This is a genomic window from Paraburkholderia hiiakae, assembly GCF_904848665.1.
In the GTDB taxonomy this organism is placed as follows: domain Bacteria; phylum Pseudomonadota; class Gammaproteobacteria; order Burkholderiales; family Burkholderiaceae; genus Paraburkholderia; species Paraburkholderia hiiakae.
The window spans coordinates 214,097-235,647 of the sequence record NZ_CAJHCQ010000013.1 but is presented as its reverse complement, the minus strand read 5'-3'; the positions used below and the strand labels follow the sequence as shown (position 1 = coordinate 235,647).

The 21,551-nt window shown below is 63.0% G+C and carries 19 protein-coding genes; 2 read left to right on the top strand and 17 right to left on the bottom strand.

From position 1 onward, the window contains the following. Window positions 1-92 precede the first annotated feature (92 nt). Window positions 93-242, top strand: coding sequence for a hypothetical protein (locus JMY28_RS24305; protein WP_201698438.1), 150 nt, complete (start codon window positions 93-95; stop codon window positions 240-242). A gap of 76 nt (window positions 243-318) precedes the next feature. Here the strand turns inward: JMY28_RS24305 and JMY28_RS24300 are convergent, their stop codons facing one another. Then, window positions 319-2,574, bottom strand: a complete 2,256-nt coding sequence (locus JMY28_RS24300) for a primosomal protein N' (RefSeq protein WP_201698437.1) — start codon at window positions 2,572-2,574, stop codon at window positions 319-321. A 417-nt stretch (window positions 2,575-2,991) separates the two neighbouring features. After that, window positions 2,992-4,083: a uroporphyrinogen decarboxylase gene (gene hemE, locus JMY28_RS24295; protein WP_201698436.1), complete on the bottom strand. Its 1,092-nt coding sequence runs from the start codon at window positions 4,081-4,083 to the stop codon at window positions 2,992-2,994. A gap of 227 nt (window positions 4,084-4,310) precedes the next feature. Between hemE and JMY28_RS24290 the strand changes: the two genes are divergently transcribed. After that, the gene (locus JMY28_RS24290) at window positions 4,311-5,123 is read left to right on the top strand and encodes a transporter substrate-binding domain-containing protein (RefSeq protein WP_201698435.1); all 813 of its coding nucleotides are present in this window, start codon (window positions 4,311-4,313) and stop codon (window positions 5,121-5,123) included. A gap of 745 nt (window positions 5,124-5,868) precedes the next feature. On the opposite strand, the gene JMY28_RS24285 is transcribed toward JMY28_RS24290, so the two are convergent. The 15 genes from JMY28_RS24285 to mnmG form a co-directional block, all read right to left on the bottom strand. Continuing rightward, window positions 5,869-7,629 carry an AMP-binding protein gene (locus tag JMY28_RS24285; RefSeq protein ID WP_201698434.1) on the bottom strand — a complete coding sequence of 587 codons (1,761 nt, stop codon included), beginning with the start codon at window positions 7,627-7,629 and terminating at the stop codon, window positions 5,869-5,871. A gap of 360 nt (window positions 7,630-7,989) precedes the next feature. After that, entirely contained in the window at window positions 7,990-8,415 is a 426-nt protein-coding gene (locus tag JMY28_RS24280) for a F0F1 ATP synthase subunit epsilon (protein ID WP_158758930.1), read from the bottom strand. A gap of 100 nt (window positions 8,416-8,515) precedes the next feature. Further along, window positions 8,516-9,910, bottom strand: coding sequence for a F0F1 ATP synthase subunit beta (gene atpD / locus JMY28_RS24275; RefSeq protein WP_201698433.1), 1,395 nt, complete (start codon window positions 9,908-9,910; stop codon window positions 8,516-8,518). Window positions 9,911-9,990: 80 nt separating this feature from the next. Continuing rightward, window positions 9,991-10,872 carry a F0F1 ATP synthase subunit gamma gene (atpG, locus tag JMY28_RS24270; RefSeq protein WP_201698432.1) on the bottom strand — a complete coding sequence of 294 codons (882 nt, stop codon included), beginning with the start codon at window positions 10,870-10,872 and terminating at the stop codon, window positions 9,991-9,993. An 84-nt stretch (window positions 10,873-10,956) separates the two neighbouring features. Next, window positions 10,957-12,498 (bottom strand): F0F1 ATP synthase subunit alpha, encoded by a 1,542-nt coding sequence (gene atpA, locus JMY28_RS24265; RefSeq protein WP_201698431.1) that lies wholly within the window; start codon window positions 12,496-12,498, stop codon window positions 10,957-10,959. A gap of 67 nt (window positions 12,499-12,565) precedes the next feature. Continuing rightward, a complete protein-coding gene (locus tag JMY28_RS24260; protein WP_201698430.1) occupies window positions 12,566-13,105 on the bottom strand; it encodes a F0F1 ATP synthase subunit delta in 540 nt (179 codons plus the stop codon). Between the two features lie 2 nt (window positions 13,106-13,107). Further along, window positions 13,108-13,578, bottom strand: a complete 471-nt coding sequence (locus JMY28_RS24255) for a F0F1 ATP synthase subunit B (RefSeq protein WP_201698429.1) — start codon at window positions 13,576-13,578, stop codon at window positions 13,108-13,110. A gap of 140 nt (window positions 13,579-13,718) precedes the next feature. Then, the gene (gene atpE, locus JMY28_RS24250) at window positions 13,719-13,988 is read right to left on the bottom strand and encodes a F0F1 ATP synthase subunit C (RefSeq protein WP_028203308.1); all 270 of its coding nucleotides are present in this window, start codon (window positions 13,986-13,988) and stop codon (window positions 13,719-13,721) included. A gap of 66 nt (window positions 13,989-14,054) precedes the next feature. After that, complete coding sequence (atpB, locus tag JMY28_RS24245; protein WP_201698428.1) at window positions 14,055-14,906, bottom strand: F0F1 ATP synthase subunit A; 852 nt, start codon at window positions 14,904-14,906, stop codon at window positions 14,055-14,057. A 171-nt stretch (window positions 14,907-15,077) separates the two neighbouring features. After that, the gene (locus JMY28_RS24240; RefSeq protein ID WP_201698427.1) at window positions 15,078-15,659 is read right to left on the bottom strand and encodes an ATP synthase subunit I; all 582 of its coding nucleotides are present in this window, start codon (window positions 15,657-15,659) and stop codon (window positions 15,078-15,080) included. Between the two features lie 298 nt (window positions 15,660-15,957). Beyond that, a complete protein-coding gene (locus JMY28_RS24235) occupies window positions 15,958-17,106 on the bottom strand; it encodes an SLC13 family permease (RefSeq protein WP_407945530.1) in 1,149 nt (382 codons plus the stop codon). Between the two features lie 61 nt (window positions 17,107-17,167). Continuing rightward, complete coding sequence (locus tag JMY28_RS24230) at window positions 17,168-18,055, bottom strand: ParB/RepB/Spo0J family partition protein (RefSeq protein ID WP_201698426.1); 888 nt, start codon at window positions 18,053-18,055, stop codon at window positions 17,168-17,170. Between the two features lie 20 nt (window positions 18,056-18,075). Continuing rightward, a complete protein-coding gene (locus JMY28_RS24225; protein ID WP_201698425.1) occupies window positions 18,076-18,846 on the bottom strand; it encodes a ParA family protein in 771 nt (256 codons plus the stop codon). 42 nt (window positions 18,847-18,888) lie between these two features. Then, entirely contained in the window at window positions 18,889-19,587 is a 699-nt protein-coding gene (gene rsmG / locus JMY28_RS24220; RefSeq protein WP_201698424.1) for a 16S rRNA (guanine(527)-N(7))-methyltransferase RsmG, read from the bottom strand. Then, the gene (gene mnmG / locus JMY28_RS24215; RefSeq protein WP_201698423.1) at window positions 19,584-21,551 is read right to left on the bottom strand and encodes a tRNA uridine-5-carboxymethylaminomethyl(34) synthesis enzyme MnmG; all 1,968 of its coding nucleotides are present in this window, start codon (window positions 21,549-21,551) and stop codon (window positions 19,584-19,586) included. The genes rsmG and mnmG overlap by 4 nt, the downstream gene beginning before the upstream one ends.

The window sequence follows — 21,551 nt, the reverse complement described above, 5'->3', positions numbered from 1 at the left end:
ACGCTGGACAACCCTAATCGATTCCGCGGCCGTGCCGTTATACAAACAAAGCGGGGGTTGTTGGTCACAAGAAAGAGCGAAGGGACCGGAAAATGGAAAAGCTGCTGGTAGTCGCAGGGATCTGGACGATGTGCGCCATGTGCGCCGTACTTTTCATGCGCGGTGCGACCGCGCCGGATGAGCGTCGCATGAGTCTGAAGCGAGCGTCGCGTAGGGAAGTGGCCGATACCGTCGGCCAGTAAGGAAGGAAACGGGAAGTTGATGCCGGGTGGCCCCGCTGTTGCCGCAGGGTGAACGTCCGCGGGGCCACGTCCGCTGCTAGATATCGAGCGGATCGACTTCGAGATTCCAGCGCAGCACGCCGCGCAACGCGCGCAGTGCGGGCTGCCACGCGCGCAGCGTCGCCTGCAGCGCGGCACGCGACTGGCTTTCCACGAGCAGTTGCGCACGATGCACGTTCATCACCTTCACGATGGTGAGCGGCACCGCGTCGTAAGCCATGACGCGCTCGGCGCCCGGAATCGCCGCGAGCGCAGCTGCGGCTTGGGCGAGAAACGCCAGCGCCGCCTCGAGCGTGCGCCCTTCGGCACGTAGTAACGCCTGATAGACGAACGGCGGCAGGTGCGCATCGCGCCGCTCCGCGACCTGCGTATTCGCGAAACCCACATAGTCCTGGCGTGCCAGCGCGTGATAAAGCGCATGGCGCGGATAGCGCGTCTGCACGAGCACCTCGCCGGGCAGTCCGGCGCGCCCCGCACGCCCGCTCACCTGCATCAGTTGCGCGAACAGGCGCTCGCCCGCCCGGAAATCGTGCGAAAAAAGCGCATTATCGGCGTTCAACACGCCAACTAGCGATACGCGCTGGAAGTCGTGCCCCTTCGCGATCATCTGCGTGCCCACCAGGATGTCGACTTCGCCCGCGTGCACGTCGGAGAACAGCGCCTGCGCGCTGCCCTTGCGGCGCGTGCTGTCGGCGTCGATGCGCAGCACCCGCGCCCCCGGCACGGCGCTCGCGAGTGCCTCCTCGATACGCTGCGTGCCGCGCCCCATGGGCGCGATGTCGACGTTGCCGCACTCGGGGCACGAATGCGGAATACGCGATTCCCAGCCGCAGTGATGGCAGCGCAGCGCGCGCTCGGGCTTGTGCAGCACGACGTAGGCGGTGCAGCGCGGGCAGCCCGCCACCCAGCCGCAGGCATCGCACGCGAGCGTGGGCGCGTAGCCGCGACGGTTCAGGAACACGAGGCTCTGCTCGCCGCGCTCGAGACGCGCCTTCATCGCCGCGACCAAAGGCCCGGAAAGCCCCTCGAACGAGGCGCGGCCGCGTCGCCGCTCCTCTTCGAGGTCGATCAGCTTGACGGTGGGGAGCACCGCGTCGGCAATTGCGCGGCGCGTGAGCGTGAGGCGCGTGTAGCGCCCCTGCTCGGCCTGCCACCAGCTTTCGAGCGAAGGCGTGGCCGAGCCCAGCACGACCGGCACGCCGAGTTGCTTCGCGCGCCATACCGCGAGGTCCCGCGCCGAGTAGCGCAGCCCTTCCTGCTGCTTGTACGCGGGGTCGTGCTCCTCGTCGACCACGAGCATCGCGAGACGCGGCAGCGAGGCGAGCACCGCGAGCCGCGTACCGAGCACGATGCGCGCGCGGCCCGTGTGCGCCGCGAGCCAGTTGCGGGCGCGCTCGCCTTCGGCCAGACCGCTGTGAAGCGTGACGATGGCGTCGCTTGCGAGCGTGGCCGCGAAGCGCGTGCGAAAGGCCGCTTCGAACTGCGGCGTGAGATTGATTTCGGGGACGAGCACGAGCGCCTGAGCGCCCGGGTCGCGCTCGAGCAGCGCCGCGAGCGCGCGCAGATAGACCTCGGTCTTGCCGCTGCCCGTCACGCCATGCAACAGGAAGGGCGCGAAGCCGCTCGCGGCGCCGATCGCTTCCACGGCGTCGGCTTGCTCGTCGCTCAGGCGCGGGATCTCCACAGCGGCGGCGGCATCCGCCGCGCTGTTGGCCACGCTTGCGGCCGCGCCGAACTCGATGCATTCATGCTCGACCCAGCCGGCCTCGCCCCAGGCTTCGAGCGTCGCAATCGCCTTGGGATGCAGCGCGCGGGCCGCGGCTGCGTCGAGTTCGACGGCATCGGCCAGCGATTGCGCGAGACGACGCAGCGCCTGAGCGCGCGCCGGCAAGGCGTCAGGGAGTGCAGCGCGGCCTTCCGGCAGCAGACGATAGCGCTCCTCGGGGGCGAGCAGCCGCGCCCAGCGCGACGGATCGCGCAACGCCTGCGGCAGCGCCGGCAAGGCGACTTCGCCCAAGCCTCGCTGATAGTAGTCGGCGGCAAAGCCTGCCAGCGCGAGCCATTGCGCCGAAAGCGGCGGGCAGGCGGCGCACACCGCGCTCACGTCACGGAGCTTGTTTGCGGGTACGTCGCTGTGAGCGCTCACTTCGTAGATGAGGCCGACCATATCGCGGCGCCCGAACGGCACGCGCACCAACATGCCGGGTGCGGGCGCGCAGTCGAGGCTATAGCGATAGTCGTAGAGCGCGTCCAGAGGGTGGTCCAGCGCCACGCGCACGTACTGCCCTGTCATGCCCTACTCCCAGGGAAGTTCCGTACGCCAGCGCACAGACACGCAAACCTAAAGTAATACTTGAGATTTCGCGCTAAGTTTTGGATTCCGCAGAACAATCGCGCCCCCGAATCTGCGCCTGTGGATAACTTTGTTGAGAACTTGTCGGGCGCCGCCGCAGGGCGCCCGCGCAGGGTCGTTATGTGGGATACCGCACAGAGCGCCGTGGAGCGCCGAAAGCCTTGTCTGTCAAGGGTCTGATTGATTCTGCTCAGACTTAAGCGGGCGCCTGCGACAACCTTTCCCTCTTGCGCGCCGCAACGAGGCAAGTGTGCATAAGTCAACGCTTGACAGGGCCGCGATGCCGTCTGGGTGGCCTCTTGAGCCCGGCCATACCCTGATGCCCAGAGCCCAGCTTGGTGCAACGCACCAAAAACGTCACGCACCGGTCGCGAGAATCGCGCGGCTGTGACGATGCACTTCGTCCACGAGTTCGGCCACGTTTTCCGGCGGCGTGAACTGCGAGATGCCGTGGCCAAGGTTGAACACGTGCCCCGGGTGCGCACCAAAGCTGTCCAGTACCGCGCGCGCCTGCTCGCGAATCGCGGCCGGCGTTGCGAACAGCACCGTGGGGTCGAGGTTGCCCTGGAGCGCCACGCGATCGCCCACGCGCTCGCGCGCGCGGCCAAGGTTGACGGTCCAGTCAAGGCCCACTGCGTCTACGCCCAAGTTGGCGATTTCATCGAGCCAGAGGCCGCCGCCCTTTGTGAACGTGATCACCGGCACGCGCTCGCCATCGTGCTCGCGCTTGAGCTGCGCCACGACCTGCGCGATGTACGCGAGCGAAAAACGCTGGTAGACGCCGTCCGCGAGCGCGCCGCCCCAGGTGTCGAAGATCATCACGGCTTGCGCGCCGGCTTCGATCTGCGCGTTGAGGTAGGCCGCCACGGCTTGTGCATTGACTTCGAGGATGCGCTGCATGAGGTCCGGGCGCGCGTACAGCATCGACTTCACCGTGCGGAAGTCGTCCGAGCCGCCGCCCTCGACCATGTAGCAGGCGAGCGTCCACGGGCTGCCTGAGAAGCCGATGAGCGGCACGCGCTGGCGCCCCTCTGCGTTGGTGAGCGCGCGGCGAATTTCACGCACGGCGTCGGTCACATAGCCGAGCGTCGCGCCGATGTCCGGCACGGCGAGTCGCGCCACGTCTTCTTCGGTGCGCACGGGATGCGCGAACTTCGGCCCTTCGCCCGCCTGAAACGAGAGGCCGAGGCCCATCGCATCGGGAATCGTCAGGATGTCGGAGAACAGGATCGCGGCGTCGAGCGGAAAGCGCTCGAGCGGCTGCAGCGTGACCTCGGTCGCGTAATCGGGATTCTTCGCAAGGCCGAGGAAGCTGCCCGCGCGGCTGCGCGTGGCGTTGTACTCCGGCAGATAACGGCCTGCCTGGCGCATCAGCCAGATTGGCGTGTACTCGGTCGGCTGGCGCAACAGCGCGCGCAGGAAGGTGTCGTTCAGGAGAGTGTGGGCCACGTGCTGGATGCGCGAAGTCGCGCCAAGGTTCGGAAGCAAGCGGCCATTTTACCGGACCGGCCGCCGCGCCATGCCGCTGATGGGCGGGATCAGAAAGCGCAACAACACCGAAGTATAGGTCCTTGCATACCCAGGTAAGTCCGCGCTTATCCGTAGGGGTATGCGAGGACTATGATCAGGCGGCTTTCTAAAAAATTACATCGATCAAAACCATAGACGGAGACACGATGAAAAGAGCCGCCCTCGGCCTGACGATCGTTAGCGCCGCATTGCTGAGCGCATGCGCCCTGAACCAGTCCGCCGGTACGTCGACCAACGGTACGCAGACCGCCACCGCCCCTTCGCGCCTCGATGAAATCCTCACGCGCGGCACGCTGCGCGCCTGCACGACCGGCGACTACAAGCCCTACTCGTTCTACAGGCAGGACGGCACGTTCGAAGGCATCGATATCGACATGACGGAGTCGCTTGCGAAGTCATTGGGCGTGAAGGCCGAGTTCGTGAAGACGTCGTGGTCGAACCTCATGACCGACTTCCTCGCGAAGTGCGACGTCGCGGTGGGTGGCGTCTCCACGACGCTCGAGCGCCAGAGGCGCGCGTTCTTCACGGACGCGTATCAAGTCGACGGCAAGACACCGATCGTGCGATGCGACGACGTCAAGAAGTACCAGACCATCGCGCAGATCAACCAGCCTTCCGTGCGCGTGATCATGAATCCGGGCGGCACGAACGAGCGCTTTGCGAAGCAGTTTTTGCCGCATGCGAATCTCATCATGTATCCGGACAACGTGACGATCTTCAAGCAGATCCTCGCAGGCAACGCCGACGTGATGGTCACCGACGCTTCCGAGACCCTGCTGCAGCAGAAGCTCAACCCGGGGCTGTGCTCGGTGCATCCCGACAAGCCGTTCCAGTACGGCGAGAAAGCGTGGATGGTGCCGCGCGGCGACGTGGTGTTCCAGCAGTATGTGGATCAGTGGCTGCATCTCGCGCGGGCGAGTGGCGAATATCAGGCAATCTCCGACAAGTGGCTGAAGTGACCTGTTGGCCCGCGCCACGTTGTTATGGCCCTTCGAATTGCTACGGTGAGTTGCAGACGATGTCGTAACACGAGGCGCGCAAAGTTTGTATTTCACGCACAGGTGCAATGTCGACGCATTGCGCATGTGCGCAACCGGTAATTCCGTACGGAGCGCCTCACGCGCAAAAGGCCCATGCCGTGGGCCTTTCCTCATGCGATACGAATCCTCGCACGCAAGCGTGCCCTTCGGGCTGCCAGACAGCCCCGGAAAATAGCGGTAAAAATGACTTCCGCGGGACGCTCAGGATGGCAAAAAGAGGCTCGGAGCCTTATCTGACGGGCGTTACAACCTGAAACACTTTGTTACCGCGAACCCTCCTTAATTCGCCCACAATGGCCTTCAACGGTTTCAACACGGATGTGGCTCGGTGCCAGTGTGAGCGGACACAAAACACCTGCCGGTCGGCACTACGCCGAAGCCCTCTCGAGGGGCATCCTTGTTGGAGCCGTGACCGGCGTCGAAGACGTTCATGACCCGGCTCCTCCTTTGGTCTCCTCGCGCTAACCCCGTAGCGTGTGGTTTTTAGCGGGCTCCAGGCCCGCTTTTTTTTCGCCTGTACGTTTCGTTATTCATCAGGCATCGTTGCGCACCCACACCCTCCACTGCCACGCAATCGTTCGGTTTCCCGATTATTTTTTGCGCGCTCAGGCATTGCGCCGCGACGGGGTAATTCATCCGCCGCAGCATTGCCTCAAACCAGGCGTCAAGCCGTCTTCTGCTCGCTGATCTTGAGTTCGTCGATCATGCGCGCGCGCATCACGAACTTCTGCACCTTACCCGTCACGGTCATCGGTAATTCGTCGACGAAGCGGATGTACTTGGGAATCTTGTAGTGCGCAATCTGGCCCTGGCAGAACGCCTGAATGTCTTCCGCCGTTGCCACCTCGCCCGGTCGTAGCACGATCCACGCGCACACTTCCTCGCCGTACTTCGCATCGGGCACGCCGAATACCTGCGCCGATTGCACCTTCGGGTGGCGGAACAGAAACTCCTCGATCTCGCGCGGGTAGATGTTCTCTCCGCCGCGAATGAGCATGTCCTTCAGACGGCCGACGATGTTGCAGTAGCCTTCGGCATCGATCGTGGCCAGATCGCCCGTATGCATCCAGCCGTCGACGATCGACTCCGCCGTCTTCTCCTCGTCGCCCCAGTAGCCCTGCATCACCGAATAGCCTTTCGTACACAGCTCGCCCGTTTCGCCCACCGGCACGGTAGTGCCAAGCGCATCGACGATCTTGACTTCGAGATGCGGCTGAATGCGGCCCACCGTGGTCGTGCGCTTGTCGAGCGGGTCGGTTGTCGAGCTTTGGAACGACACCGGACTCGTTTCCGTCATGCCATAGGCGATTGTGATTTCGGCTAGATGCATCTTCGAGACCACGCGCTTCATCGTCTCGATCGGACACGGCGAGCCGGCCATGATGCCCGTGCGCAGCTTCGAAAGATCGAAGCGGGCGAACTCCGGATGATCGAGTTCCGCGATGAACATGGTGGGCACGCCGTGCAGCGCCGTGCAGCCCTCTTCGGAGACGGCGGCAAGCGTCGCGCGCGGATCGAAGGCCTCGCCCGGAAACACCATGTTCGCGCCCACCGAAACGCACGCAAGCACTGCGAGCACCATGCCGAAGCAGTGATAAAGCGGCACCGGAATACAGAGCGAGTCTGCTTCCGTGAGGCGCATCGCCTGGGCGATGAAACGCCCGTTGTTGACCACGTTGCGGTGCGTGAGCGTCGCGCCCTTCGGATTGCCGGTCGTGCCGCTTGTGAACTGGATGTTGATCGCGTCGTCGGGAGATAGCGTCGCATCGATGGTGTCGAGCCACGCCGTGCCGTCGCGGGCAATGCGCTCGCGGCCCATCTCCACGAGTTCGCTGAAGCAGAGCATGCCGGGCGTGGCCGTATCGCACATGCGCACGACCGCGCGCAGTTCGGGCAGGCGCCCGGCCTGCAACTGGCCGGGCGTAGCGTTCGCAAGCTCCGGCGCGAGCGTCTGCAGCATCTCCAGATACTTCGAGGTCTTGAAACTCTCCGCTGAGACAATGGCCTTGCAGCCCACCTTGTTCAGCGCGTATTCGAGTTCAGCGAGGCGATACGCGGGATTGATGTTGACGAGCACCGCGCCGATGCGCGCGGTCGCAAACTGGGTGAGCAGCCATTCGACGCGATTGGGCGACCAGATGCCGACGCGATCCCCCTTGACGATGCCTAGCTCGGCGAAGCCGGCTGCGAGCACGTCCACTTCAGCGGCGAACTCGCGCCAGTTCCAGCGGATACCCTGCTCGCGGAACACCACGGCAGGCCGCTCGGGAAACCGCTTCGCGGTCTCCTGCAGGAACGTGCCGAGGGTCGCGTCGCTGAGCGGCACGTCGGTCGTGCCTCGCACATACGAAAGTCCGTCTTTCGGCGCGATAAGCGGCTCATGTACACCGGGCGCGGCGCGCGCGCCTGCTGCGTCGATTGCCATGATGGCTGTCTCCTGGGGAGCGTCACTCCCGCGTTTGAAATGAATTTGAAAACCATTGTGCCACCGGCCTTCCCGGGGGCGGCATCAAGTCTTACCCGCAGCGCATGTCTGGGCCGAGTCCGGCGCCGCTTGATGGGCCGGCCGCGAACGCATGATTTGGCATTACCTTTCCGTAAACGTCAAGTATGCCAGAGCGTTTTTGTCGACCTCCGTCGCTCACGGCATTTATGCCGCGTTTTTCATCGCGATGCCATCGGGCCGTGCCCAATCCGCAGCGCGCAAATGCAAAAAGGGCTCCCCGGTTGGGGAGCCCTTTTCGCTTCGGACGTCGCGCTACAAGGGCGCGCGTACGAGAACCAATTAGTGCTGGTTCATCTTGCGCAGGCGCTGGATCGCCGCGAGCTGCGCGACCGCGTAGGCCAGTTCGGCCTGGGCGGTGGCGTACTCGAGGTTCGAGCCCGCGTTCTGCAGCGTCTCTTCAGCGCGCTTGCGCGCTTCCGTGGCCTTCGCCTCGTCGAGGTCCTTGCCGCGGATCGCAGTGTCAGCGAGCACCGTGACGGCGCCCGGCTGGACTTCGAGAATGCCGCCTGCGACGAACACGAACTCTTCGCCGCCGTCTTCCGCCACGATGCGCACCGCACCCGGACGAATACGCGTGATGAGCGGGGTGTGGCCCGGCAGAATGCCCAGCTCGCCCGCCTCGCCGGGAAGCGCGACGAACTTCGCCTGGCCGTCGAAGATGTTCTCTTCGGCGCTGACGACGTCTACCTTGATGGTTGCTGCCATATGTTCGACTCCTGGGGTCAAGGGGTTGCGGCGGCGAGATCAGTCAACTCCGACTGATACCTGAGCGACAAATCTCGCCTCGTTGCCTGCAACTCAACCCTTACTGGATCTTCTTGGCCTTTTCGAAGGCTTCGTCGATCGTGCCGACCATGTAGAACGCCTGCTCCGGCAGGTGATCGCACTCGCCTTCAACGATCATCTTGAAGCCGCGGATGGTTTCCTTCAACGGCACGTACTTGCCCGGCGAGCCCGTGAAGACTTCCGCGACGTGGAACGGCTGCGACAGGAAACGCTGGATCTTGCGTGCGCGGGCGACCGACAGCTTGTCTTCCGGCGACAGTTCGTCCATGCCGAGAATCGCGATGATGTCGCGCAGTTCCTTGTAACGCTGGAGCGTTTGCTGCACGCCACGCGTGATCGAGTAGTGCTCTTCACCGATCACGTTCGGGTCGATCTGGCGCGAGGTCGAGTCGAGCGGGTCGACTGCCGGGTAGATACCCAGCGAGGCGATGTCACGCGACAGCACGACGGTTGCATCCAGGTGGCCGAAGGTCGTAGCCGGCGACGGGTCGGTCAAGTCGTCCGCAGGGACGTACACGGCCTGAACCGACGTAATCGAGCCCTTCTTGGTCGACGTGATGCGCTCTTGCAGCTTGCCCATCTCTTCTGCCAGCGTCGGCTGATAGCCCACTGCCGACGGCATACGGCCGAGCAGTGCCGACACTTCCGTGCCAGCCAGCGTGAAACGGTAGATGTTGTCGACGAAGAACAGCACGTCGAGGCCTTCGTCACGGAAGTGCTCGGCCATCGTGAGACCCGTCAGCGCCACACGCAGACGGTTGCCCGGCGGCTCATTCATCTGGCCGTACACCAGCGCGACCTTGTCCAGAACGTTCGAGTCCTTCATTTCGTGGTAGAAGTCGTTGCCCTCACGGGTACGCTCGCCCACGCCCGCGAACACGGAGTAACCACCGTGCTCCTTCGCGATGTTGTTGATGAGCTCCATCATGTTGACGGTCTTGCCCACGCCGGCACCACCGAACAGACCCACCTTGCCGCCCTTTGCGAACGGGCAGATCAGGTCGATAACCTTGATGCCGGTTTCGAGCAGTTCCGCCGACGGCGACAGGTCTTCGAACGCCGGTGCCTTCTGGTGGATCGCACGCGTCGTTTCGCTGACGATCGGGCCCGCTTCGTCGATCGGGCGGCCGAGCACGTCCATGATGCGGCCGAGCGTCGGCTTGCCGACCGGCACGCTGATGGGCTTGCCCGTGTTCTTGACCACGGTGCCGCGACGCAGGCCGTCCGAAGCACCCAGACAGATGGTGCGGACAACGCCGTCGCCCAGCTGCTGCTGCACTTCCAGGGTCAATTCCGACCCTTCGAGAATCAGCGCGTCGTAGATCTTCGGCATGTGCGCACGCGGGAATTCCACGTCGATCACCGCGCCGATGCACTGTACGATCTTGCCTTCTACCAAAGCAGTTGTACTCATCGATTTTCCTTTAGATACCTGAATTCTTCACTCGCTCACCGGATCAACACCGGCGCGGTTTCGCAATCGGTGCGCGCCTATCAGACGGCTGCTGCGCCGCCGACGATTTCCGAAAGTTCCTTCGTAATCGCGGCCTGGCGGCTCTTGTTGTACGAGAGCTGCAGTTCGTTGATGACCGTCTTCGCGTTGTCCGACGCCGCCTTCATCGCGACCATACGGGCCGACTGCTCCGAAGCCATGTTTTCCGCCACGGCCTGATAGACCAGGGCTTCGACATAGCGCACCAGCAGTTCGTCCACGACGGTTTGCGCGTCCGGCTCGTAGATGTAGTCCCACGCTGACTTCGGCGTCGTGCCGTCGTCATTCGCTTCGAGACGCTCGGCCGACAGCGGCAGCAGTTGCTCGATCACAGGCTCCTGCTTCATCGTGTTGACGAAGCGCGTGTACGCGAGGTACACGGCGGAAAGCTTGCCTTCCGAGTACTGGTCGAGCTGCACCTTGATCGCGCCGATCAGCCTTTCGAGGTGCGGCGTATCGCCGAGTTGCACAACGTTCGAGACGACCTTTGCGCGCAGACGGTTCAGGAAACCGAGGCCCTTGCTGCCGATCGCAGTTGCTTCGATCGACGTGCCGGATGCTTCGAGATCCTTGATCTTCTGCAGCGTCGCGCGCAGCACGTTGGTGTTCATCCCGCCGCACAGACCCTTGTCGGTCGTGACGAGAATCACGCCTGCGACCTTCGCACCGGTGTTTTCCACCATGAACGGGTGGCGGTACTCGGGGTTCGCACGGCTCATGTGCGCAGCGATGTCGCGGACCTTGTCGGCATACGGGCGGGCGGCGCGCATGCGCTCCTGGGCACGGCGCATTTTCGACGCCGCGACCATTTCCATCGCCTTGGTGATCTTGCGCGTGTTTTGCACGCTCTTGATCTTGCCGCGAATTTCCTTCATTCCAGCCATTGCTTGCTCCTTTGTCGACCCGAGTTTGCGCTTCAGCGCTTACTCGGGTCCCAGTCCGTTTATCGTGATTGATTCCCGGACGGATCAGTATGCGCCGGACTTCTTGAAGTCCTTGAGAGCCGCGTGGAGCGCGTTCTCGTCGTCCTTCGACAGGTCCTTCTTGTCCTCGATGCGCGCGACGAGGTCAGCGTGCTTCGATTTCAGGTATTCGCGCAGGCCCTTTTCGAACGGCAGGACGTCCTTGACTTCGATGTCGTCGAGGTAGCCATTGTTCGCCGAGAACAGCGCAACAGCCAGTTCCCACACTTGCAGCGGCTGGTACTGCGGCTGCTTGAGCAGTTCCGTCACGCGGCGGCCGCGCTCGAGCTGCTTGCGGGTCGCTTCGTCGAGGTCCGATGCGAACTGGGCGAATGCCGCCAGTTCACGGTACTGCGCGAGGTCGGTACGGATACCGCCCGACAGCTTCTTCACGACCTTCGTCTGCGCCGCGCCACCCACACGCGACACCGAAACGCCGGCGTTGATTGCCGGGCGGATGCCTGCGTTGAAGAGGTCGGTTTCCAGGAAGATCTGGCCGTCGGTAATCGAGATCACGTTCGTCGGAACGAATGCGGTCACGTCGCCGGCTTGCGTTTCGATGATCGGCAGTGCGGTGAGCGAACCCGTCTTGCCCTTCACTTCGCCGTTCGTGAACTTCTCGACGTAGTCGGCCGACACGCGTGCCGCGCGCTCGAGCAGACGCGAGTGGAGATAGAACACGTCGCCGGGGTACGCTTCACGGCCCGGCGGGCGGCGCAGCAGCAGCGAAATCTGACGGTAGGCCCAGGCTTGCTTGGTCAAGTCGTCGTAAATGATCAGGGCGTCTTGACCGCGGTCGCGGAAGTATTCGCCCATCGAGCAGCCGGCGTACGGCGCGAGGTACTGCAGCGCGGCCGATTCCGAAGCCGAAGCGGCAACGACGATCGTGTATTCGATCGCGCCCGTTTCTTCGAGCTTGCGCAGCACGTTCTGGATCGACGAAGCCTTCTGACCGATGGCGACGTAAATACAGATCAGGTCCTTGCCCTTCTGGTTGATGATCGTGTCGACGGCCACTGCAGTCTTGCCGCACTGACGGTCGCCGATGATCAGCTCACGCTGGCCACGGCCGATCGGCACCATCGAGTCGATCGACTTCAGACCCGTTTGCACCGGCTGCGACACGCCTTCACGCCAGATCACGCCCGGAGCGATCTTTTCGATCGCGTCGGTCATCTTGGCGTTGACCGGGCCCTTGCCGTCGATCGGGTTGCCGAGCGGATCGACCACGCGGCCGATCAGTTCCGGACCCACCGGCACTTCGAGAATGCGGCCCGTCGTCTTGACGATGTCGCCTTCCGAGATGTGCTCGTACTCACCGAGAATCACGGCGCCGACCGAGTCGCGCTCGAGGTTCAGCGCGAGGCCGAAGGTGTTGCCCGGGAATTCGAGCATTTCGCCCTGCATCACGTCCGACAGGCCGTGGATACGCACGATACCGTCGGTCACGGAGATCACGGTGCCCTGGTTGCGAACGTCGGCGCTCGCTTCAAGGCCCTGGATCCGGCTCTTGATCAGCTCACTGATCTCAGAGGGATTGAGTTGCATTATTCGCTCCTGATGTTCAATTCTGTTGCGTGCCAGCCGCCGCGCCCGATTCTTGTAATCGGGGCGCTCAGGCGGTCAACGCCGCCTGCATGCTGGCGAGCCGCGCGCGGACCGAGGTATCGAGCACTTCGTCGCCGACCGTGACGCGCACGCCGCCGATGAGCGACTTGTCGATCTCGACGGTCGGCTTCAGCTTGCATTTGAACTTGCGTTCGAGGCTGGCGACGAGGTCGTTCAACTGTGCGCCTTCGAGCGGGAACGCGCTGACGATCACTGCGTCAGCAGCGCCTGCCTTGGCGTTCTTGAGCGCTTCGAACTGCGACTGGATTTCCGGCAGCAGTGCCAGGCGATGATTCTCGATCAGCATCTGCACGAGGTTCTTCACCTCGGCCGATTCCTTGACCGGGGACTTCACCGCCGCGAGCAGCAGCTCGACGACCTGGGCATGGCTCACCTTCGGGCTCGTCGCGACCGACTGCACCTCGGGCAAGGCCGCAACCTGTGCCAGCTCCGAAACGAGCGTGGACCAGGCGGCGGTGTCACCAGCTTCGGCCACGCCAAACAATGCTTCTGCGTACGGGCGGGCGATGGTTGCAAGTTCGGCCATGATCAGAGCTCGGCTTTCAGTTGATTCAGCAGTTCGGCGTGGGCCGACTGATCGACTTCGCGCTTCAGGATCTGCTCGGCGCCTTGCACAGCGAGTGCCGCGACTTCGGAACGCAGGACTTCGCGTGCCTTGACGACCTGCTGGTCGGCGTCGGCCTTCGCTTGAGCGATGATGCGTGCCGCTTCCGCGTGTGCCTGAGCCTTGATTTCTTCTGCGACAGCCAGCGCGCGCTTTTCGGCGTCGGCGATACGGCTTTGACCCTCGTTACGGGCCGTGGCGAGCTCTTCGCCGACGCGCTTGTGCGCCGCATCGAGTTCCGCCTTGCCCTTTTCCGCAGCGGCGAGGCCGTCTGCGATCTTCTTCGAGCGCTCGTCGAGGGCGTTGATCAACGGCGGCCACACGAACTTCATCGTGAACCACGCGAGGATCAGGAACACGACCATTTGCGCAAACAGGGTTGCGTTGAGATTCACGGTGTTTCCTTAATCGTTGCTATTCCGGGGAATTGAAACGGCAAGGCGCTCATCGGTTGTGAAACTCGATCAGCGCCTCGTCTCCCGTTCCGCCATGCGCCCACTACCCGTTATAGGTCAGGCGCAACCTTCCAGGGAACTTAGCCCGCGAGCTTCGAGAGCAGCGGGTTAGCGAACGCGAACAGCATTGCAACACCAACGCCAATCAGGAACGCCGCGTCGATCAGACCAGCCAGCAGGAACATCTTCGTCTGCAGCGGGTTCATCAGTTCAGGCTGACGTGCGCAGGCTTCGATGTACTTGCCGCCCATCAGGCCGATACCGATACAGGCGCCGATTGCACCCAGGCCGATGATGATGCCGATACCGATGGCCGTGAAACCCTGGATGTTGGCGATGAAAGCTTGCATGATCACTCCTTTGTGAGATTTTCTGGAACTGGGGATTTAAAACTACAAATCTGGTTTGACGAGCACTTAGTGCTTGTCGTGTGCCTGGCCGATATACACCAGCGTCAGCATCATGAAAATGAACGCCTGCAGCAGAACGATCAGGATGTGGAAGATCGCCCAGACGCTGCCCGCAATCACGTGGCCGATGAAGCCAAGCACCGTCGTGTCCGCGCCGAAGCTCCACAGACCGCCCAGCAGCGCGATCAGCAGGAACAGCAGCTCGCCTGCGTACATGTTGCCGAACAACCGCAGGGCGAGCGAAACCGTCTTGGCGACAAACTCGATGATGTTCAGTGCAAGGTTCGGGATCCACAGCAGCGGATGCGCGCCGAACGGGGCCGAGAGCAACTCGTGTGCGAAGCCGCCAGGACCCTTGATCTTGAGGTTGTAGTAAATCATCAGCACGAACACGCCGAGCGCGATGCCGAACGTGCCGTTGAGGTCGGCAGTCGGAACGATGCGTTGGTGCGGCAGTGCTTCGGAGAGGCCGAGCCAGCCGATCACGCGGCCCGGCAGATCAACGGGAATGAAGTCGAGCGAGTTCATGAGCCCGACCCAGATGAACACGGTCAGCGCGAGCGGTGCGATGAATGCGCGGTTGCCATGGACGATGGACTTGGACTGGTCCTCGACCATCTCGACCAGCATTTCGATAGCGCACTGGAAGCGGCCCGGTACGCCCGGGGTCGCTTTGCGCGCAGCGAGACGCAAGATGAGGATCGTCACGACGCCGCACAAGATCGACCAGAACAGCGTGTCGATGTTCCAGACGCTGAAGTCGACGATCGACGTCTGGTGCGAGGTCGCAAAGTTCTGCAAGTGGTGAGCAATGTACTCGGACGGACCCGGTGCGCTCGTTCCTTCGCTAGCTGCCATATCGTTAAAGCCACCCAAATTGTCGAAAATCGTTTTCGGCCGCTCCCGCCGCAATACTGTATTGCGGGAACGCACCGCCGTGGATCGTGTCTTATCTGCTTCGCATCGGCTAGCCGAGTTCCACCTGCATCGCTTCGACGCCCTGACTTGAGGCGGCGCGATGTTGGTGGATCAGCGCCAAGCGAGCGCGATCCAGTATGTCTTTAGTGCGATCAGGTACGTGACGAGCAAGGGAATCCACAGCACGTCGTGATACCAGAACGCGATGGCGACGAACATCGCAATCGTCGCCCCCATCTTGAAGGCTTCGCCGAGCATCCAGTTCAGCACGGTGCCGGCACGACTCAACTGCCTGAGGCGCGCTGCGAACAGCGCTCCGGGAAACCAGCAGATCGCTCCGCCCAGGAACGCCGACAACGCAGCACTGCCCGGCGGCTTATAAAACAGCCACCACGCCAACGTTGCAACCAGGGACAAAACCACTTGCGCCGCCACAACACGAAACGGCGTGACGCGCGATGGGCGGCTCACCTGTGCGCCGAAGATCTGTTCGGCTTCGGCCCGGGTGAGCGGAACGATGTCGTTGTTATCTTGCTGGCTGGCGTCCAGCTCATCCCAGCGCACGTTGTGATCAACGCGTGCGGAATGGTTTGCCGCTGCATCCCGCCCCCGGCTGGATGCTCCGACTTCGCCCGGCGGTACATCGGGCCCTTCATGCGCCTGCGGCGCTTCATCTGGCCTCTGACCCACCATCGCTTCATTCCGGAAATTCGCCTGGCACGCCCTTTATTACAGCGCACTTACGGCATCGCCAACCAAATAAATCCGGGCGATTGTAAGCGATAGTTGCAGGCAATTCAAGACTTTAGGCCCTTCAATAACACCCGTGAGATGGGACTTCATGATGCGGGAAACGCGGCGCCGCGCGGGTGTGACCGGTAACTGTAAGGGACGAAGCAAACAAGAAACAATCGTCAGGATGACCAAGTAATTACAGAAATCATCTGGCGCGCAATTCAGAGTATGCGCCAGGATTCGGGATGGGGTGACATCAAAACAGATGTAGCAGCAACGCGCCGCCCAAAAAGGCCGCCAACCAGAACGGCACGGCGATCAGGTGAAACGACAGCCACACGCCGCGCTCGCCGGAAAGACGCACGGCAATGAGATTCGCGAGCGAGCCGATGGCGACCCCAAAGCCCCCCACGCTCACGCCGAATGCGAGTGCGCGCCAGTCGTGCGTGAAGCCCGCGAGCACAATGGCAGCCGGGACATTGCTGATGACCTGCGACAACACCGCGCCTGCGGCAAAAGCGCGCATAGGCGTTTGCAGCGACAACGACGTCAGTGCGTGATGAATGGCGGGCAGCGCCGCCACACTGCGCAGGACGATGAACATCAGCACGAAGATCAGCAGAAGCAGCCAGTCGATCTTGAGCACGATGCGAATGCGCCAGATCACAAAACCCGCGGCAACGGCAGCCAGCGCAACGCCTGCGTGGTGTGCATCGGCGAGCAGTACGAACGCGACGAAGAGCACGGCGGCGACGCTCGCCAGCGCGCGATCGACGCGCTGCGGCGCGGCGTCTTTCGAGAGATCGAGCGGTATGGCCTTGAAAAGAAACGCGGCAAGGACGATCAGCATCGTCATGAGAAACGCGCAAAGCGGTGCGAGCCCAACGACGAAGCGTCCGAACGACACCCCGCTGACCTGCCAGAGAAACAGATTCTGCGGGTTGCCGAGCGGCGTGAGCACGGAGCCCGCGTTCACGGCAAGCGCGATGACGATCACGAGGCGCTTGAGCGGCAGCGGCGTGAGCTTGTGGAGCGAAAGCACGAGCGGTACCACGACGAATAGCGCCACGTCGTTGGTCACGATCGTCGATAGCGCCGCGGCCAGCGCGACCAGCAGCAACGCGAGCCCGCGTTCCGAGTGAATGTGGTGGACGAGCTTGTGCGCGAGCCAGGTCAGCAGTCCTGAATATTCGATGCCCTTCGTCAGAATAAGCAGCCCCGCGAGGGTCATCACCGTTTGCCAGTCGACGAGTGCGGGCAGCGAGGCGATGGAACGAGGCGCGTAAATCTGCAACGCCACAAAGGCCACGACAAGAATCGCGAGCACGGGCTCCGATGCGGCGAATGCGCCGACACGGCGCAACAGGCTCAAGGGCTCACGCGCGCCCTGCTCCGATTCACGCACCGGCTTTATGCGCCGGCGCGCGCGTTTGCCGCGGCGACGCGCATCACGCTCATGGCGGTCATCACGCTGCAGTTTCGCCGCGCAAACGCAGCAGAATGCCGTCGAGCGCGTCGAGGTCTCCGAAGTCGACCGTGAGTTGCCCTCGCCCGCGTCGTCCGAGCTTGATCTTCACAGATGCCGCGAGCAGGTCCGACAACTCCTCTTCGAGACGGCGCGTGTCGCGTCCGCCGTCGTGCGCGGCCTTCGCCCTCACTGCCGGTGCGGCCTTCGTCGTGGCCGAAACGAGCTTCTCCGTTTCACGCACCGACATGCGCTTGTTGACCACCTGGTTCGCCAGCGTGATTTGCGTGGCGGCGTCCACGGCGAGCAGCGCGCGGGCGTGCCCCATGTCGAGATCGCCGGCCAGCAGCATGGTCTGCACGGGCGCCGCAAGATTGAGCAAACGCAGCAGGTTCGACACCGCGCTGCGTGAACGCCCTACCGACTCGGCCGCCTGTTCGTGCGTGAAGCTGAACTCGTCGAGCAGGCGCTGAATGCCCTGCGCCTCTTCCAGCGGATTCAGGTCCTCGCGCTGGATGTTCTCGATCAGCGCCATCGCAGCGGCGGCCTGGTCGGGCACGTCCTTCACGAGCACTGGCACTTCGGTCAGCCCGGCGATGTGCGCCGCACGGAAGCGTCGCTCGCCCGCGATGATTTCGTAGCGCCCCGTCGCAATCGGGCGCACAAGAATGGGCTGCATCAAACCCTGCGCGCGGATGCTCGCGGCCAGTTCCTGGAGCGCACCCTCGTCCATGCGCGTGCGCGGCTGGTACTTGCCGGCCTGCATCTGCGTGAGCGGCAGCGTGTTAGGCGCGCCTTCGATCTTCACCGCCTCGGTGATGTCCGCGCTGCCGCCGAGCAATGCTTCCAGCCCCCGGCCCAGCCCCTTCTTCCGTGCTACTGCATTCATCGTGCTTCCCCAGTCTCTCGTCAGAGTGCGCGCACGCGCTCGATCATTTCCGCGCCGAACTGCACGTAGGCCTGTGCGCCGCGCGAGGCGCGATCGAATACCACACCCGGCAAGCCGTAGCTGGGCGCTTCGGCAAGGCGCACGTTGCGCGGGATCACGGCGTCGAAGACCTTGTCGCCGAAGTGCTCTTTCAATTGCTCGGAAACCTGCTGTTGCAGCGTAATACGCGGGTCGAACATCACCCGCAGAAGACCGATCACCTTCAGGTCGCGATTCATGTTCGCGTGGACCTGCTTGATCGTATTGATGAGATCCGAGAGGCCTTCGAGCGCGAAGTATTCGCACTGCATCGGAATCACCACGCCATGTGCGGCGCACAGGCCGTTGAGCGTGAGCAACGAAAGCGCCGGCGGGCAGTCGATCAGGACGAAGTCGTACTCAGCGTCGACTTCGGCGAGCGCGTTCTTCAGGCGCCGCTCGCGCTGCTCGACCGCCACCAATTCAACTTCGGCGCCAGCCAGTTCACGGTTGGCAGGCAACACGTCGTAGCCTACCTGTTCAGGCCGCGTGCGCGCGGCGTCCACCGTGACGCCGTCGACCAGCACCTCATACACCGTGTTCTCGCACGCGGCCTTGTCGACGCCGCTACCCATCGTGGCGTTGCCCTGCGGGTCGAGATCGATGAGAAGGACACGTTGTCCCTGCGATGCGAGGCTCGCGGCGAGATTGACCGTTGTCGTCGTCTTGCCGACGCCGCCCTTCTGGTTCGCAACGCAGAAGATTTTTGCCATCTTTTGTGTGTCCCTTTTACTGCCTTGAGAAGTTTGCTTACGTTACGCCGCTGCGACCGGCTCAACCGACACTAGGATCAGGTGACGCTCCGCATCGAGCATCGGCACGCTCAGGCGGATCGTATTCAGCGCCTTGGTGCCCGACGGCAAGCGCTCGATCTCGCCTTCGGGGTGCACGCCCTTCATCGCCCAGATCGCGCCGCCCTCGGCAACGAGATGACGGGCCAGTGTAACGAAATCGGCGAGATCCGCGAATGCCCGAGACACGATTAAATCGAATTTTTTCGGTACTTCCACGCCGGGACGCAGCGATTCGACTCGACCGGTCACCACCGAGAGGTTCGCGAGTCCGAGTTCGGCCTTCGCTTGCGACTGGAACGCCGACTTCTTCTGCACGATATCGTTGAGCGTGACCTGCCAGTTAGGCCGCACGATCGCGAGCACGATACCAGGCAGCCCGCCACCGGAGCCGACGTCAAGCACCGTTGCGTCGGTGCGCGCCGGCAGATGCGGCACGATCGAAAGCGAGTCGAGAATGTGCTGGATCAGCATCTGACGCGGATCGCGGATGGCCGTGAGGTTGTACACGGCGTTCCACTTCGCGAGCAGCGCAACGTAGTCGAGCAACTGCTCGTGCTGGCGCTCGGTGAGTTCGACACCAAGCACCTCTGCGCCATCTTTCAGCAGATGAGCCAGCGCGTCACGGTCCGCAATGCCGGGTTGCCTCGAGCGCCCCGTCATTGCGCCACCGGCGTCGAGTCGGTGCCATTTTCATCCGTAGCACCCGGATTCTGGCGACGGCGTCCAAGGCCACGCTTGAGGTGAACCATGAGCAACGAGATCGCAGCGGGCGTGATGCCGGAAATGCGCGATGCCTGGCCAATGGTCTCGGGTCGGAACTGAGTTAACTTCTGACGCGCTTCAAACGAAAGGCCTCGCACTTCCGCGTAATCGATACCCTCCGGCAGACGGGTATTCTCTTGCGCGCCATTGCGCTCGATCTCGTCGGCCTGGCGATCGATATAACCCTGATATTTGATGCCGATCTCGATCTGCTCCTTGATCTGAGCGAGCAGAACTTCGTCGTCGGCAAGCGCAGTTTCCGGCGCGCAGGCGCCATCACGCAAACCACAAACGCCGTCATAGCTCACGCCCGGGCGACGCAGCAGATCGGCGAGGTTGTACTCGCGGTCAATCGACTTACCGAGGAGTGCCGTCGCTTCTTCAGCAGACAGCGTCTTGGGATTCACCCACGTCGACTTCAAACGCTCTGTTTCACGTGAAACAGCATCGCGCTTACGGGAGAATGCGTCCCAACGAGCGTCATCGATCAAACCCAGCTCGCGACCGGCCTCCGTCAAGCGCATATCCGCATTGTCTTCGCGCAGGCTCAAGCGGTATTCAGCTCGGCTCGTGAACATGCGGTACGGCTCGGATACGCCACGCGTCACCAGGTCGTCGACCAGCACGCCAAGATATGCCTGATCGCGGCGCGGGCACCATGCGTCCTTGCCCTGCACCTGCAGGCCTGCGTTCATGCCAGCGAGCAAGCCTTGCGCCGCCGCTTCTTCATAGCCCGTTGTACCGTTGATCTGGCCCGCAAAAAACAGACCGGTGATCACCTTGGTTTCGAGCGAAGCCTTGAGCCCGCGCGGGTCGAAGTAGTCGTATTCGATCGCGTAGCCCGGACGCAGGATGTGCGCGTGCTCGAGGCCACGCATCGAGTGCACGAGATCGAGTTGCACGTCGAACGGCAGGCTCGTGGAGATCCCATTCGGGTAGAACTCGTTCGTCGTCAGGCCTTCCGGCTCGAGGAAGATTTGATGCGATTCCTTCGAAGCGAAGCGATGAATCTTGTCCTCGATGGACGGGCAATAGCGCGGCCCTACCCCTTCGATCACGCCCGTATACATCGGCGAGCGGTCGAGACCGCCGCGGATAATGTCGTGCGTGCGCTCGTTCGTATGCGTGACCCAGCACGGAATCTGGCGCGGATGCTGCTCCGCGCGGCCGAGAAAGGAGAACACCGGCACCGGATCGAGGTCGCCCGGCTGCTCTTCGAGTACCGAGAAGTCGATGGTGCGGCCGTCGATACGCGGCGGCGTGCCCGTCTTCAGGCGCCCCTGCGGCAGCTTCAACTCCTTCAGGCGAGACGACAGCGTCACGGCAGCGGGATCGCCAGCGCGGCCGCCCGTATAGTTGTTCAGGCCCACGTGGATCTTGCCGTCGAGGAAAGTCCCCGCCGTCAGCACGACTGCACGGCCGCGGAAGCGGATCCCCACCTGCGTGACGGCGCCAACAACGCGGTCGCCTTCGACCATCAGGTCTTCCACGGCCTGCTGGAACAGCCAGAGATTCGGCTGATTTTCGAGGCGCCGACGGATCGCCGCCTTATAAAGGATGCGATCTGCCTGTGCACGCGTCGCCCGGACCGCCGGGCCCTTGGACGAATTGAGAATGCGGAACTGGATCCCGCCCTCGTCCGTCGCAGCGGCCATGGCGCCGCCGAGCGCGTCGACTTCCTTGACCAGATGACCCTTGCCAATGCCGCCAATCGACGGATTGCAGCTCATCTGGCCGAGCGTTTCAATGTTGTGCGTGAGCAGGAGCGTCTTGACGCCCATGCGGGCGGCGGCAAGCGCAGCCTCGGTTCCGGCGTGACCGCCGCCGACGACGATGACGTCAAACTCTGTGGGATAAAGCAT